The 15,476-nt window shown below is 40.2% G+C and carries 14 protein-coding genes; 13 read left to right on the top strand and 1 reads right to left on the bottom strand.

Translation table 11 applies throughout. The features are described 5' to 3' along the window. Positions 1-463 precede the first annotated feature (463 nt). Genes QZU45_RS08410 through nifS form a run of 5 tightly spaced genes read left to right on the top strand, consistent with a single transcriptional unit; the run spans position 464 to position 5,525 of the window. On the top strand, positions 464-2,560 hold the full coding sequence (locus QZU45_RS08410; protein WP_295354083.1) for a cation-translocating P-type ATPase: 2,097 nt from the start codon (positions 464-466) through the stop codon (positions 2,558-2,560). 38 nt (positions 2,561-2,598) lie between these two features. Next, positions 2,599-2,808 (top strand): heavy metal-associated domain-containing protein, encoded by a 210-nt coding sequence (locus tag QZU45_RS08405; protein WP_295354080.1) that lies wholly within the window; start codon positions 2,599-2,601, stop codon positions 2,806-2,808. Next, positions 2,805-3,263, top strand: coding sequence for an Lrp/AsnC family transcriptional regulator (locus tag QZU45_RS08400; protein ID WP_295354077.1), 459 nt, complete (start codon positions 2,805-2,807; stop codon positions 3,261-3,263). The genes QZU45_RS08405 and QZU45_RS08400 overlap by 4 nt, the downstream gene beginning before the upstream one ends. A 40-nt stretch (positions 3,264-3,303) precedes the next feature. After that, on the top strand, positions 3,304-4,260 hold the full coding sequence (gene nifU / locus QZU45_RS08395) for a Fe-S cluster assembly protein NifU (RefSeq protein ID WP_295354074.1): 957 nt from the start codon (positions 3,304-3,306) through the stop codon (positions 4,258-4,260). A 14-nt stretch (positions 4,261-4,274) separates the two neighbouring features. Then, a complete protein-coding gene (nifS, locus tag QZU45_RS08390; RefSeq protein ID WP_295354071.1) occupies positions 4,275-5,525 on the top strand; it encodes a cysteine desulfurase NifS in 1,251 nt (416 codons plus the stop codon). A 150-nt stretch (positions 5,526-5,675) separates the two neighbouring features. On the opposite strand, the gene QZU45_RS08385 is transcribed toward nifS, so the two are convergent. Next, positions 5,676-6,029 (bottom strand): hypothetical protein, encoded by a 354-nt coding sequence (locus tag QZU45_RS08385; RefSeq protein WP_295354068.1) that lies wholly within the window; start codon positions 6,027-6,029, stop codon positions 5,676-5,678. Between the two features lie 324 nt (positions 6,030-6,353). Between QZU45_RS08385 and QZU45_RS08380 the strand changes: the two genes are divergently transcribed. From QZU45_RS08380 to QZU45_RS08345, 8 genes are all read left to right on the top strand, one after another. Further along, complete coding sequence (locus QZU45_RS08380; RefSeq protein ID WP_295354065.1) at positions 6,354-7,046, top strand: lysozyme inhibitor LprI family protein; 693 nt, start codon at positions 6,354-6,356, stop codon at positions 7,044-7,046. A 132-nt stretch (positions 7,047-7,178) separates the two neighbouring features. Continuing rightward, positions 7,179-7,778: a DUF1349 domain-containing protein gene (locus QZU45_RS08375; RefSeq protein ID WP_295354062.1), complete on the top strand. Its 600-nt coding sequence runs from the start codon at positions 7,179-7,181 to the stop codon at positions 7,776-7,778. A gap of 459 nt (positions 7,779-8,237) precedes the next feature. Further along, positions 8,238-9,383 carry a GGDEF domain-containing protein gene (locus QZU45_RS08370; RefSeq protein ID WP_295354060.1) on the top strand — a complete coding sequence of 382 codons (1,146 nt, stop codon included), beginning with the start codon at positions 8,238-8,240 and terminating at the stop codon, positions 9,381-9,383. Between the two features lie 43 nt (positions 9,384-9,426). Continuing rightward, positions 9,427-10,587 (top strand): GGDEF domain-containing protein, encoded by a 1,161-nt coding sequence (locus tag QZU45_RS08365; RefSeq protein WP_295354057.1) that lies wholly within the window; start codon positions 9,427-9,429, stop codon positions 10,585-10,587. A 13-nt stretch (positions 10,588-10,600) separates the two neighbouring features. After that, complete coding sequence (locus QZU45_RS08360) at positions 10,601-11,845, top strand: GGDEF domain-containing protein (protein ID WP_295354054.1); 1,245 nt, start codon at positions 10,601-10,603, stop codon at positions 11,843-11,845. Positions 11,846-12,037: 192 nt separating this feature from the next. Beyond that, positions 12,038-13,153 carry a histidinol-phosphate transaminase gene (gene hisC / locus QZU45_RS08355; RefSeq protein WP_295354052.1) on the top strand — a complete coding sequence of 372 codons (1,116 nt, stop codon included), beginning with the start codon at positions 12,038-12,040 and terminating at the stop codon, positions 13,151-13,153. Next, positions 13,150-14,427 carry a 3-phosphoshikimate 1-carboxyvinyltransferase gene (gene aroA / locus QZU45_RS08350; RefSeq protein WP_295354049.1) on the top strand — a complete coding sequence of 426 codons (1,278 nt, stop codon included), beginning with the start codon at positions 13,150-13,152 and terminating at the stop codon, positions 14,425-14,427. The genes hisC and aroA overlap by 4 nt, the downstream gene beginning before the upstream one ends. Before the next feature lie 57 nt (positions 14,428-14,484). After that, positions 14,485-15,135 carry a hypothetical protein gene (locus QZU45_RS08345; protein WP_074841425.1) on the top strand — a complete coding sequence of 217 codons (651 nt, stop codon included), beginning with the start codon at positions 14,485-14,487 and terminating at the stop codon, positions 15,133-15,135. Positions 15,136-15,476: the final 341 nt, after the last annotated feature.

Here is a 15,476-nt window from a genome sequence, read left to right as displayed (position 1 = left end):
CTCTCTGTAGAATAGCGTTTAAGAAATCGATAAGAATATCCTTGTGCGAGAACAGTTTCTTGGCAAAGGCATCATTGGTGGTACTGATATGTCCGACAGCTTCTATCTCTTCAAGGATAATCTGACGTCGTGATTCGTTATTAATATTTGTCATTTAATTATTCCTGTGATGTAAAAAAGGAAAAGAAAATCATAAACGACAAATTTTTGAACCTGCACGTAAGCATATCCTTTTTTGTGAGAATACAAAATAACTATTTGATTTATCAGAAATCATAGATTTTTTTTTCAAGATTTCTCTTTAAGTCTTTTAACATATTATGTCTTGATGAAATATTTTGAATTCAACTAATCTAAAATATTGGATTTTTGTCTTTTATTTTGGATAAAAATAATTATCAGTTATGCTCGATTTGGTAAAACATAAGTTAATATATTCCCTGAATTTTAAGGAATTATCGATATGGAAAAGAGCTTTCAGATTAAAGGAATGTCATGTGCAGCCTGTGCCTCAAAAGTTGAGAAGGCGGTCAGTGGTATTCATGGAGTTTCCAGAGCAAGTGTCAATCTTATGAAAAACACCTGTGCTGTTGTCTATGACGAAGCTCTGGTTTCAGATGAGAATGTAATTGCTGCCGTTGATGCTGCAGGCTATGAAGCTCTGATTTCAAAGCAGGGCAATCTTTTCCTGGATGATGAAAATGAACTGAAACAGATTCGAGTCAGACTTTATATTTCTCTTGCTCTAACTCTATTCATAATGCTTCTCTCTATGGGGCACATGTTTTCAGTGCACCTTATCCATAATGGCTTTATTAACGGTTGCCTTCAGGGAGCAATGGCTCTAATTGTAGGCATTCTGCAGAAACAGTATTTTATAAGTGCGCTAAAGGCTCTAAAACATGGCGGCTTCAATATGGATTCCCTGGTATCCACAGGTGCTGCAGCCTCCTTTATCTATTCTGTTTTCTCTCTTTTGCAGGTTGAACTTACAGATCCGTTTGAGGTTCTTTTATCATCCCATCCAGTGTTCTTTGAAGGCGCCGCTGGTATTCTAACCTTTGTTGCCATCGGTAAGTATATTGAGAACAGAGCCAAGCACAGAACCTCATCTGCTGTAAGCGCTCTCTACGATCTTGCTCCTAAGTCGGTCAGTGTTAAGCGTGAGGGAACTGTTGTTCCGGTTATGCTTGACTCAGTCTCTGTAGGGGATACAGTTGTTTTAAAGGCAGGGGATAAGATCGGTATAGATGGTGTGGTTTTATCAGGTTCTGCTCACATTGATGAAAGCGCCTTAAGCGGAGAAAGTCGTCCTGTAAAAAAAGAAGCTGAAAGTGAAGTCCGCTCTGCAACCTTTGTTCTTGATGGTTATCTTGAGGTTGAGGTTAAAAAGGTTGGTGAGGAAACCACGTTATCAAAGATTATCAGAATGGTGGAGAATACTGCTCAGACTAAAGTTCCTATTGCAAGAATTGCAGATGTGGCTGCCTCATATTTTGTACCGGCTATTTTTGCTGTCTCAGCTCTGACCTTTATTGTATGGTACTTTGTTTTATCTGCAGAGTTTTCGCTATCCTTATCCTTTGCAATATGCGTGCTTGTTGTATCCTGTCCATGTGCTTTAGGACTTGCAACTCCAGTTGCCATTATGGCAGGTACCGGCAGAGCTGCAAAGGAGGGAATTATCTTCAAATCTCCTGAAGCTCTTGAGGTTCTGGGCAACTCTGAGGTGATTGCCTTTGACAAGACTGGAACCCTAACCTGCGGTACTGTGAGTGTGGTAGCCAGGGAAAGTCTTGATGAAAGTATTCCTCTGAACATTGCCTCATTATATGCAGCTTCAATTGAGGGCAGAAGTTCTCATCCTATAGCCAGAGCATTCTATTCTCCTTCAGCTACCCTTATAGAGGTGGAGAATTTCACCTTTGAAAAAGGTCTTGGGGTAAATGCTCTTATAGGTGGAAAGAAGTACTATGTGGGCAACGAAAAGCTTTTGGAAAAGCTTGGTATCAGACTTACCGCTGATGTGGGCTATAAGCTTGAAGAATTCCAGAAGGGGGGCTCAAGTGTAGTCTTTCTAACAGATGACACCCATGCCATTGCCTTTTTTGTTCTGGCAGATCCGTTAAAAGATGACAGTTCTGAGCTTATTTCCAGATTTAAAAACGCAGGTGTCAAATCCCTGATGCTGACTGGTGATGCTGAAGATACAGCAGAGCAGATTGCAAAAAAACTGGGAATATCTGATTACTCAGCCCGTATGCTTCCTGAGGACAAGCTTAACAGGATAAAAAAAATTCAGGCGGAGGGAAAGAAGGTTATCATGGTAGGAGACGGTATCAATGACTCTGCCTCTCTTTCTCAGGCAGATGTGGGTATCGGTCTTAAAGGCTCAATGGATATTGCCTTATCCTCCTGTGATGTTATCCTTTTAAAGGAAAGAATTACAGATATCTACAATGCTTTTCTGATTTCTCGTGCAACAATGAGAAACATCAGGCAGAATTTGTTCTGGGCTGTTGTATATAATGTTCTGACTATTCCAGACTTACCGTATTAAAATTCGACAGTCCAAAGAATATAAAGGAGAATGTTTTAATGAAAAAGACCATCAGTATTGAAGGAATGATGTGTAATCACTGCACTGCTTCTGTAAAGAAAAGCCTTGAAGCTCTGCCTAATGTGAGCGAGGTTGAAGTAAGTCTTGAGGATAAATGTGCAACCCTTAATACTTCAGATGACTCCTCCGATACATTGCTTAAGGCTGCGGTTGAAAGTGCCGGTTTTAAGGTAATCGATATAAAATGATAGAGCTCGATACCTCTGATTTACAGCTGTTATGTGCTCTAAGAGAGGACTGCCGTCTTTCCTTAAGAGACCTGGGGGAGAAATGTTCGCTCTCTGCTCCTGCTGTATCAGCAAGAATCAGAAGATTGGAGCAGGCCAGAGTTATAAGAGGTTATACTGTCTCACTAAGTGACAGTGCCTTTGCCCTCGAGGTTGAGGCGCTGATTTATACCAAAGTAAGATTTGACAGTATTCAAGCATACCTTGAATATATGAAAAGTGCTCTTGCAGTAAGCGCATGCATGAAGATTGCCGATGAGTATTCCTATATGGCAATAGCCTCATTCAGGAGTATTTCTCAGCTGAATAATTTTGTTCTGTATCTTGAAGAGAATTTCGGTCAGTGCAGAATCAGTATAATTCTGAAAAAAGAATTTATAAACAGAGTTCCTCTGAACTTTGATAAGAAAAATTAAAATTTGTTAATAGTACATCTTAATTTAGAAGGAAAGTCCTATGTGGGATTACACAGATAAAGTTAAAGATCATTTCCTGCATCCACGCAATGCCCGTGTTATTGAGGATGCTAATGCAGTTGGTGACGTCGGTTCAATCATATGCGGTGATGCATTAAGACTGATGCTTAAGATTGACCCTGTAACCGAGGTTATTGAGGATGCTTCATTCCAGACTTACGGCTGCGGAAGCGCCATTGCCTCCTCATCAGCTCTAACCGAGATGCTGAAGGGTAAGACCTTAAAGGAAGCTGAAAAGATCACCAATCAGGAGATCGTTGATTATCTTGGTGGTCTTCCTCCTGAGAAAATGCACTGCTCAGTAATGGGTCGTGAAGCTCTGGATGCCGCTATTGCCAACTATCATGGTCAGTCCTATGAGAATTCCCATGATGACGGTGAGCTGGTATGTCACTGTTTTGGTGTTGGCATCAATAAGATCAAGAAGGCTGTTTGGGAAAACCATTTAACTACTGTTGAGGAAGTTACAAACTATACCAAGGCAGGCGGTGGCTGCGGCAGCTGCAAGATGAGAATTGAAGAGATCATTGATGAGGTCTGGGTTGATCTTGAGAAATGCGGTGTACCTCGTCCTGGTCACGCTCCAACTCCAATTCCATCAATTACTGTTTCAACCTCAACAACTTCATCTCCAGCATTCAGCTCTATCGGAACTGTTGCCTCTGCTAAGAGTGCCACTGCTGCAGTAAATGCTCAGATTGATGAGAAGACCAAGTCTTCACCTATCTATGATGATGTAGTCAAGATCTTAAAGGAAGTCAGTGACGGTTTAACTGATGGTTCAAAGGTTGAGCTTGATGCCATTTCCGGAGCTGACGTGATTGTTAAGCTTGAAGGTCCTGCAGCTTCCGGCATGATGAAGGATATGACTCTGGGCTATCTCAAGCAGAAGCTTACAGACGGAACCGGTCGACAGATCAATGTAACCACCAGATAAGAGATTTTTAAATAATGAATACAATGGATTTAGGCGTAGGTCTGGGGGGCATCTACCTGGACAATAACGCTACTACTCAGATTGATCCTAAGGTTGTTGAAGCAATGCTTCCATACCTTAATGTTTACTTTGGTAACGCCTCATCTCAGCATGGTTTCGGTGTACCAGTAGAAAAGGCTATTGAAAAGGCTCGTGAACAGGTTGCAGACTTTTTAGGTGCAGAGTATCCGGATGAAATTATCTTTACTTCCTGCGCAACTGAGTCTGATAATACGGCTTTATGGTCTGCTCTATGGTCTCAGAAGGGCAAGACTGAAATTATCACCACCCCGGTTGAACATCCTGCAATTATGCAGACCTGTGATTTTCTTGCCTCACATGGTGCCACCATCAAGTATCTGAAGGTTTCTGGAAAGGGAGATATAGATCTTGATGAGTTTGAAAGTCTTCTGACTCCTCAGACTGCTCTTGCTTCTGTAATGTGGGCTAACAATGAGACTGGTAATATCTATCCTGTACCAGAGCTTGCCGAAATTGCCTATAAGCATGGAGTCATGTTCCATACTGATGCGGTTCAGGCTGTATCAAAGATCCCGGTTGATCTGAAGAATACCAGAATCAACATGCTGTCTTTCTCCGGCCACAAGATTCATGCTCCTAAGGGCATCGGTGTTCTGTATGTACGCAGAGGCACCCGTTTCATTCCATTCATGAAGGGCGGTCATCAGGAGCGCGGTCGTCGTGCCGGTACCGAGAATGTACCTTATATTGTAGGTTTAGGTGTAGCCTGTGAGTTGGCTAAAAAACACCTTGATGAGGTAAGCTCAAGAGTAAGAGCTCTGCGTGACAAGCTACAGCAGGGCATTCTGTCCTCAATTCCTGAGTGCTTTGTAACCGGAGATGAGTCCAGACGAACCGATAATACACTGAATGTAGCTTTCAAGTTTGTTGAAGGTGAGGCTATTCTTTTAATGCTCAATGAGTATGGAATTGCCGCTTCTTCAGGTTCTGCCTGCTCATCAGATTCACTCGAGCCATCTCATGTGATGAGAGCGATGAATGTTCCTTTCTCTGCTGCTCATGGAACAATTCGTTTCTCATTATCACGCTTCACTACTGAAGAGGAAATCAACAAGACTCTTGAAGTTCTCCCTCAGATCATCTCAACCCTTCGCAGTATGTCCCCATACTGGAAGGAAGGTAAGCCTCAGATTCAGGGACTTGACCATGAGTTTGATGCTGACAGTAAGGAAGTAAGAGCCTAACCTTTTAAAAAGATGTGATCTGAACCGAACCGGATCACATCTTAGCTCATCCTCTTTCACCTAATTAAATCTTCCATAAAGGCTTTGGTACATAGATATCTTTAATCTGTTTCGTCGAATCTATCCTTTGTTTTACTTGTTGTAAGCGTGTCAATTCAACCTGATACGCGGAGCCGAAGATATTGTGAAAAAAAGCTCTAACTGCTCCTTGAGACCTTCACTGAATCCTGATAAATCCTCTTTTGTTATTACCTTTTCCTTTATAAGCTGTATGATAATGAGCATCATATTTGACCGGCTCATGTCTTTTACCAGCACTCCTGCTTTTTTCTTATCATTCTTAATGCGTGTGTCCAGTTCCCAGAATTTATCTGAAGCATTGCCTTCTCCTGACAGGATGGATATATACTCTCTGTTAAGCTTTTCAAGGTAATTCTCCTGCCAGATTTTTAGCCTTTCTTTAAAAAGTTTCCAATCCTTTTCTAGTGGTTTTTGAGTATTCATGATCCTTCCTCTTTATTGGATAACAGTTATTCTGTTCAATGCAAAAAAATCTGACATTCTTTTCTTTCAGAATTAGCGTATTTTTTCGTTCTAATTATGTATGCTGATTCTTTTATTTTTCAATAGGTTATACCTATTTAATTTAGCTTTGTTAAATAATACACCTGTATTCTGTTAACTGTTGCAGAATATAATGATCATGATCACAATAAATTGGAGTCTAATCGGCCAAATAAATGTGAATCTCTCCTCATCCAAACTTTCGATTTGATCCTATTATCAATAAACCCCCTTTGTATTTTTTACAAAATATGAGGTATGAGTATGTCTGGAAAAAATCTATTGCTTGGCTCTTTGATTGCCTTCAGCTCCATATTTGTAAACCTGTCATTTGCCGAAGAGGAAGCTTATGACAATGAATATTTTGTTGCTCAACTAAAAAGTCAGATTCAGGAGGAAGAGGACAAGGTTAAAAAACTCAGGTCGCTTCTGGATAATTATCAGAAGGGACTAGTGGATGAAAAGAAGATAGGAGCCCTTCAGGCACAGATCTTTGCCGGTAAAAATCCTGCACAGTTGAAATTCTACGTAAAAAGTCTGTTTGGACAGGATTACAAAGAGGGCACAACCAATATAATTATTCCTATAGGTTACCGCCTTGAAGCAGATCCAAGAGAAGGTCTTTATTTCAGAAACTGTGTCATGGATTCTCTGTCGATGGCTGAGGCTGCAGACTGTGCAAGTACCGTTGAGAAAATGGTGAATGAGGAACTTGATACTGCCTATAACCGCCTAAAAATGCAGTGCAGGGAGCGTGGCTGTGACGATGCTCTTATGAGTATGCAGAACTCATGGCTCACCTACAGAGAAAACAGCTATAGATTTATGGAAGCTTTTACAGGCCGGAATTTTACTCAGACAGACAATGAGGTGCAGAAGAATTTCTGGAATGAGGAGCTGATAAAACAGTTAAAGGTTTTAAAGAATATCAATTCGTTAATGGAATCTGACAGGTAGATGCTGCATATGACTGTGTATGCCTGACTCTACAAATATTGAATTCCTATCATTAGAAAAAAAAGATAAAATCCCTGTTCTCATTAACAGGGACATTTTTTTGTGTGTACCTATAACAAACAGGAAAAGAAAATGCTTAATGAAAAACTGGTGTGGACCAGACCGCCGAAGAAATTCTCGATAAACAACGAGAAAATTGAGATTTTCACTGATCCTCATACTGATCTGTGGCAGAAAACCTATTACCTTTTCTGCAACGATAATGCTCCAGTGCTGCAGCTAGAAAGTGATGACAGGTTCTTTTCCTTTACCGTAAAAACAGATTTTCATGATAGTCATAAGCGCTTTGATCAGTGCGGAATTGTCATGTATCTTGATTCTGAAAACTGGCTTAAGGCTTCTGTTGAGTACGAGAATACTAGTTTTCAGCACCTCGGTTCTGTAGTTACCAATAATGGTTATTCAGACTGGGCAACAACTGTGATTCCTGCTGACATAAAAACTGTATGGTATCGGTTATCAAGACGAGAAATGGATTTCAGAATAGAATCCTCTTTTGACGGTATTAACTTCAGTCAGATGCGTATCTGTCATATTTCTAAGGCTGAGAATCAAATCAGGTTTGGGATCTATGCCTGCAGCCCTGAGGATTCCTCATTCAAGGCTGTTTTTTCAGAATTAAAGATGTCTGAATGTGTCTGGAAAGCTCACGACGGACAGAAACCGGACTAAAAAAATTTTTTATGCTTAATTTGTGCTTTTAATTAAAATGTTTTCCTGTAAAGCTGTGGATATGTTTATCCTAAGAATATGCCCAAAAATATAGAATTAGGCAGGATAAAATTCACAAAGTGTTTCTGTTGATAATTGGTAATGTTCTGCTTAAGCTCACATTTTTAACAGAACTTTTTAATTTGTCTCAATTTTTTTTCTGAGATTACCTCTTCCTGCATTCAAACTCAACTCACTTGGTTTTAAATGCTATTATTGCCGATTCTTCTCAAATTTCATTAAAGTATTTTTGTGGAAAAGGGGTGGTTTCTGTATCGTAAACTGCAGTTTTGCTTTTAATAAAGATAGTGACAGGAGTTTGATAATATATTGATACTAATTGTAATTAATTCTCAATAGCCTTAAAATTATGTCATAAAGCCGAAAAATGGGGATTTTGGCTCGAACTAGGAAACGATCGTGGGAATATTAGCTGGAAAACTTTGGCTTCTGCTGTTTTCAACACTGATGCTGATGCCAATGTTATATAACAATATAAAAACGGAAGGAAGATCCTTCGGCATTCACGTAATAGCAATTGTCTCAGTCTTTTCTACAATGCTTCTCAGAGTCATTGTAGTTGGTGTTTCCGGTTTTAATTTTGAGTATTTAAATCCATATGTTTTTGTTCTGCTATGGCAGCTGAGTGTACTGCTGGCGGTATTGTCTGTTTTCTATCTGGTTTTAAATGAATTAAAGGAAAAGTTTCTTAGATACTCCAATACTAATGACTGGCGCTATCTGGTGCCTGGACTGTTTGAGGCTGGTCTTTTAGTTCTGTTCAATTTCCATTCTATGCTTATGGTAGATAAAAGGGAGATTATTGATTCCGCCACCTCTATAAGCCTCTATTTCATTGTCAATTTCTATGTAATTGTTGGTGCCTGGCTTTGCTACAAGTCCTATCTGTATAATCTGGATTTCGACATTAAATATATAGCCAGAAAACACTTTTACTATTATCTGGTTTTGGGTATTGCACTGTTTGGTCAGCAGATGCTGTTCAACGATGTTGAAGTTGGTTTTTCTCTGGCAGCTTTCCTGTTCTTTAACTACATGACTAGATCCCGCACTCTGATTTCTCAGGATCCGCTCTCGGGTGTCAATAACCGTGTAAGTTTCAGCAAGTACATTAACAATGTATTTATCAACAAGGATCATTCAGGCGCCTACATTGTTTTCATAGATATAGACCACTTCAAGCAGATCAATGATACCTACGGTCATATCGAAGGTGATGAGGCAATTTCTCTTGTAGGAAAGACTCTAAAGAGTATTGCCGGTGAGCACAATGCATTTGTGGCCAGAATGGGCGGTGATGAGTTTGTGCTGATTACTCAGACTCAGGATGAGGAGACTGTTAAGGGTATTATTCAGAGCATATCCTTTGAGCTTGAGGAACGTCTGATTTTTTCAGATAAGAAATATGAAGTTTCTGTAAGCTGTGGCTATGTACATGCAGAACCAAACTCCAGAAATATCAAGGAGCTTGTTTCCAAGGCAGACAAACAGATGTATAAGGAAAAACTGAAGAAAAAGGAAGCTTCTCAAGATGCTGTCTTTTAGTTTTGTGACTGATACTTCCTTACTCTATTTTGTGGTGATCTGTATGCTGATTCTCTGCAGCGTGATTCACCATGATAAGCCTCGCCTTAATTCCTGCACCAGAATCAGTATAAATGCCGCTTATCTGCTGCTGCTTCATTCCGTTGCCTACGCTGTTTTCTGTATTCTTTTCTATGTAACTGACAAATATCATTTAGGTAACGTGAAAGGAATCCGCTTTGCACTGGTGATTGTTGGACTTCTGACCAATTACATGTCCTTTGTCTATCCGTATATACTGCTGTATCTAATCAGGCGTTTCTACAGTCGCAATACTTATGTCAGAGGTTCCAATTTCAGGCTCTTTTCCACTTTCTTTATTCTCTGTACTCTGATCTTTTTTGCTGCAATCGGCTACACTACCTGTCTGGTTTATCTTGAGGCTCCTCTGAGTACTGTTTTTCTGCATAACCTTGATGACGCGATCGTGCTTGCCGGTATCATTTCCTTTGCTGTGGCGCTACCTGATTTTCATAAGTTTATCTATCAGCTGCTGCTGGGCACTTATTTCTCAAGGAGAGGAATATATATAGCCTTAGGCGCAATTCTGTATCTGCAGTTCCTGCTGCTTCCATTAAACTTCCTGTTCTATGCGCCTGTGATGTATATGTTTACGGTGATTCTGGTATATGTGATTCATGTTATTTCTCAGCAGAAAGAGGTTTCTGTGGATTTTCTCACCGGCATGAACAACCGCAATTCCCTGATGAAATATCTGGACAGACTTTTTATAAAACGTTCAGAACTTGATGCAAGTTTCAAACTTATGGTCATTACCATTGACGATTTTAAGAATCTCAACAATAATTATGGACATGAGGCAGGGGATAAGACTCTTATCAGTGTAGCCAACTGTCTTAAGAGTGCTGCACCGGCAAATGGTATGTTTCTGTGCCGTTTCCTAAGAGATGAGTTTGTGGCAGTAATACATGAAGTGCCAGAATTCAATATTGAAGATTACATCAACATATTAAACAAGAAAATATCAGAGTTGAACAGCATTAGAAACGATAATATAGAGCTGTCTCTGTCTATTGGGTATGTGGCATATAGCCATGATTTAAAAGATCAGAATTCCTTCATTCATGAGGCTAAGGCAAATATGTTTAAGCAGCAGGAACTGAAGAGAATTACAAAAATCAGAGAAAGCACCGCTATTCTCTGAGGAAGAGCTTAATATGCAGTTTGGATTGGATTTCTATACACTGAATCGATCATTTCAGTTTTTTTATGGTCATTCGCTTATATACCTGGTTCTGGCAGCATATTTTGTTATCAGAAGAATCAAGTATTCTGAAAAATCCAACCGAAGCTCAAATACATACCTTATCACCAGAATATGCAATATGCTGATTGTTCAGTGTTTGGCAATCGGTCTTTTTTCATCGTTAAATGTTCTAATCTATGATGTCGAGATAGATGCGACGTCATCTGGCTGGGTGGACCGGCTTTTTCTGAGTCTGACTTTATCTATACTGTTCTTAAACAGTGTTTTCCCTTACTACCTGTTTATTGTTATGCGAAAGCAGCTCCATAGCATTGGTACATTTCAGGGAATGCTGAATAGAACAGCTTTTGTGCTGGTCAGTCTTTTCTGTCTGGCCTTTTCTGTTTTTGTCCTGAAACTGATGATTTATTCTTCAGAGGCTCTTGAAACTCCTTTCTGCCGAGTTTTTTACAGGGTAGTAATCAGCCTGTCCTTAGCTCAGTTTCTGTGTTTCCTTTTAAATATTAAGGATGTGCATGTCTTCGTTTCAGAACTTCTGCATGGAGTGTTTCTTTCAAGACGAGCAGTCAGAGTTGGCGTGATACTATTTGTCTATGTGCCAACGTTTATCTGGCCTGTTACGGTTATTTTTAATCTGCCTATTTTCTTTATTTCTCTGGTGGCCTTTGTATTTGTGGTGCATATGGTATCTCAGTCTCGTGCCGTATCCAGAGATTTTCTGACCGGAATGAACAACCGTAATGAGCTTTACCGCTATCTTTCAAGACTCTTTGAAAGGAAAGAGGATCTTACCTCTGCGCTTAATCTTATCTTTATTGATATAAACAAGTTCAAGAGCATTAATGATACCTACGGTCATACCCAGGGAGACAAGGCTCTGATCTGTCTTGCGGACTGTCTGCGTAAATCTGCCTTTTCCAAGGACTGTTTCCTAAGCCGCTATGCCGGAGATGAATTTATTGTGGTAATAAAGGAGAATCCTGAGAATACTTTAAGTAAGTTTATTGATTCTCTGAACAGAAATATCCAACATGCCAATAATACCAATACAGATCCTTATCGTCTTTCAATTGCCATTGGCGCAGTCAGCTACACTGAGGAATATGACACTGTTGAGAAGTTCATTGAGGCTGCTGACAGAAGGATGTATGACAAGAAAGCTGAAAGTGAAAAAAACTCCAGACAGCTTATTTAGCATGTTATTTTTTCTTCATCTCTTTTTTTATTTTTTCTCTTCCAGACTTCCAAAATATTTACTTTTGATGATTTCCTCTGATTCAGAACTTCCTTTTGCACACAAACGGACACCTTTTTTATTTGTGATACCGGTATTTGAGCTTTGCTGAGTTTGTATTTACAATGGTTTTAATAAAATAAGGATGTAAAAATGACACAGTACAGTTCATTTGCTAATGGTGGCATAACTTTAATAAAACCATACCAGGCAGGAAAGCCTATCGAAGAGGTTCAGCGCGAACTGGGGCTTTCTGACGTAATCAAACTAGCTTCAAATGAAAATCCATTCGGCATGAGTCAGATGGCCAAAAAAGCCGCTTTTGAGGCAATTGAGCAGGGCAATCTGTATCCTGACTCAAACGGCTATTACCTCAAGCAGAAGCTTCTTTCCAAGTTCGGTTATAATCCGGAGCGAATTACCTTAGGCGCAGGTTCAAATGAACTTATAAATCTTCTGTTTGAAGCTTTTGTCAACAAAGATGTCAATGTAATCTTCCCTGAATACTCATTTGTGGTATATCCGATGGAAACTACAGTAAACGGAGCTTTAGCCAAGGTTATTCCTTTGAAGAACTACTGTGCCGATCTTGAGGCTATCCTTGCAGCAATCGACAGCAGAACCAGAATAATTGCCTTTGCAAATCCATCCAACCCAATTGGAACCGCTATTTCATCAAAGGATATGTATAACTTTCTCAAAAAGGTTCCAAAGGAGACTCTGGTTGTAATTGATGAGGCATACAATGAGTTCAACCGCGGGGATGATTCCTTTGAGGATACTGCAAAGTGGCTGGATGAGTTTGAGAATCTGATTGTATCCCGTACCTTCTCAAAAGCTTACGGCCTTGCCGGTTTACGTGTCGGCTATATGCTGGCCAATCCGGAGATTACTTCTATTCTGAATCGTCTGAGAGCTCCTTTTAATGTAAATATCGCAGCCTTAGCCGCAGCCTGTGCAGCCTTAGATGATAAGGAATTTTTAGATAAGACTGTAGAGAACAATACCCGTGAGCGCGTAAGATATGCGGAGTTCTGTAAAAAGAACAGCCTTTTCATGATCCCTTCCTTTGCTAATTTCGTGGCTATCGACTTTAAGGATTATGATGCGTCCGCAATTGCTGAGCGTCTGCTGCACATGGGCGTGATCGTAAGACCTCTTTTAGGCTACAAGCTTAAGACTATTCTTAGAATATCCATTGGAACACCACAGGAGAATGACAGATTCTTTGAGTGTGTTGAAACAATACTTAAGGACATGAAGAATTGAAAACAGCTTCACTAAGATTAAAGAAGATTCAGTCTGTCAGCGGACAGGTAATAATGCCGGGCTCTAAGAGTCTGTCAAACCGTGCGCTTTTGGTTTCAGCTATGGCCAAAGGCAGAACCAAGCTTTTAAATGTTTTAAAATCAGATGATACCCAACGTATGATCGAGGCTTTAAAACAGCTTGGCGTAAATCTGAACAATGTTACCGGTGCGACTGATGTAACCGGTATTGATGGGGGTTTTGATAATGGTTTAAACCAGCTGACACTTGATCTTGGCAATGCCGGTACTGCCATGAGACCTTTATGTGCAGCTCTCTCAGTGTCTTCTGGCGTGTTTACTCTAACCGGTGAACCTCGTATGATGGAACGCCCAATCGGTCCTTTAACCGAGGCTTTAAAGGAAATCGGCTGCAACATCGAGTACCTTAATAACGACGGTTTTCCTCCTCTGCAGATCAGAGGTACAACCCCAAAGAAACACTCAATCCGTGTCAGCGGAGATACTTCAAGTCAGTTTATTTCAGCACTTTTAATGACTGCTCCGGTATGCGGCGGTCTTGATATTTCCGTAAGCGGTGATCTGATTTCAAAACCATATGTGGATTTGACTGTAAAGCTGATTGAAAAGTTTGGCGCAAAGGTTCACCGTAATGGCTATTCCTCCTTTAAGGTCGAAGGCAGCGGTTATACCTCACCTGGTTCTTACCTGATTGAGGGGGATGCTACAGGTGCAACCTATTTTGCAGCGGCTGCCGCCATCAAAGGACAGCTTGAGATTTATGGTCTGCCTGCAGATAGTGTCCAGGGCGATATCAGATTCTTTGATGTTCTAAAGAAGATGGGCGCCAAGGTTACCCGTCAGGAGAATTCAATTCTGGTTAAATCAGGTAAGCTTCACGGTATAGAGATTGATATGAACGCTATGCCTGATGCAGCTATGACTCTAGTTCCTCTGGCAATGTATACTGATTCTCCTGTTGTCATTAAGAATATCGCCAGCTGGAGAGTCAAGGAGACCGATCGTATTGACGCTATGGTTAAGGAGATGACCAAGCTTGGGGTAGAGGTTGAATCCGGGGATGACTGGATCAGCATTGATTCCTCATCACGCAATGATGCAACTCCTGTCTTTGATACCTATAACGATCATCGAATGGCAATGTGTATGTCTCTGATTGCCTTTGACCGAGAAGTTGTTATCAATGATCCAGATTGTATCAGAAAAACTTTCCCAACTTACTTTACTCTTCTAAACTCAGTATCAAAGAACTAATAAAAATCTAACCTTAAGGTGAGATCATTCTCACCTTAATAGTATTTTGAGGTTTTTATGAGAAAATTTCTATCAGTACTGCTGGGACTATTTTTTATCTCATCTGTATCCTGTGCGTATGCTCAGAAGGAAACTGTTGCTTTTATGCACAAGACCTTTGAGGTTACACTTCCGGATAATTACTGCAGAGTTCCGACTGATCACCGTTTTTTCAGAATGCATAAGCGAGCCTATGGAAAAAGCGTCAAGCTTGGTTTTATTGCCGGTAAGTGTGATGCGGTAAGAGATCTTGTGGAAGGACGTTCTAATCATCTATCCCATTTTATTGCCATGGAACAGATTGGAATCGACGGAAAATTCGAGAAGTGGAGCTTCGGCAGCTGGGCTTATGTAACCCTGATTACAGCTTTTAAACCTAAATCCTTCACCAAGCTTGAAAATCGTCTAAAGGATAAACTTGAAGAGTACCAGACTACCATAACCAATATCAATTATGCTCCGGTTTCTAAAAACAGCAAAAGAGTGCTTTTTGAGGCTACAGGTACAATCAATGATGCTGAACGTTCAGTGAATGTCCATGTTTATGCCTTCACCAAGCTGGCTTATTCAATTCCTCTGGGAATTCATGTTTTTGATGAGGACCTTTCAGAAGAGCAGCTAAAGGAATCTCTGGTGGAGCTTTCAGCGGCAGTTAAAGCCATAATGTAAAAAGACGCCAGGAATTATCTTTCCTTTGGTGCGGAGAGCTTAAAATCTTGCCGCAGTCTTTCAATGGTGTTAATTACCTGTTTTGCTGTGATTGCTCTTGAGCATTCGAATTGCCTCTCCGTTCCTTTATAAATTATGTTGGCTCGAAAACCCACGGTTTTAGTGTGGATGAGAGCCCGTAAAGATATTAAAAGTAAAATTGCAAAATAAAAAGTTGCCAACTTTGTCAGTTGCAATAATAACTATATATCAATAAGTTAACTTAATATTTTTTTGAAAGCGTTATTTAAAATCGGTACACTTAACGTATAAACATTACTTAGGTGATCTTGATGAATAAA

It is taken from the genome of uncultured Succinivibrio sp., from assembly GCF_902756765.1.
Taxonomy (GTDB): domain Bacteria; phylum Pseudomonadota; class Gammaproteobacteria; order Enterobacterales; family Succinivibrionaceae; genus Succinivibrio.
Note: the sequence above shows the minus strand (reverse complement) of the source record. Positions and strands in the feature narration are given on the sequence as shown.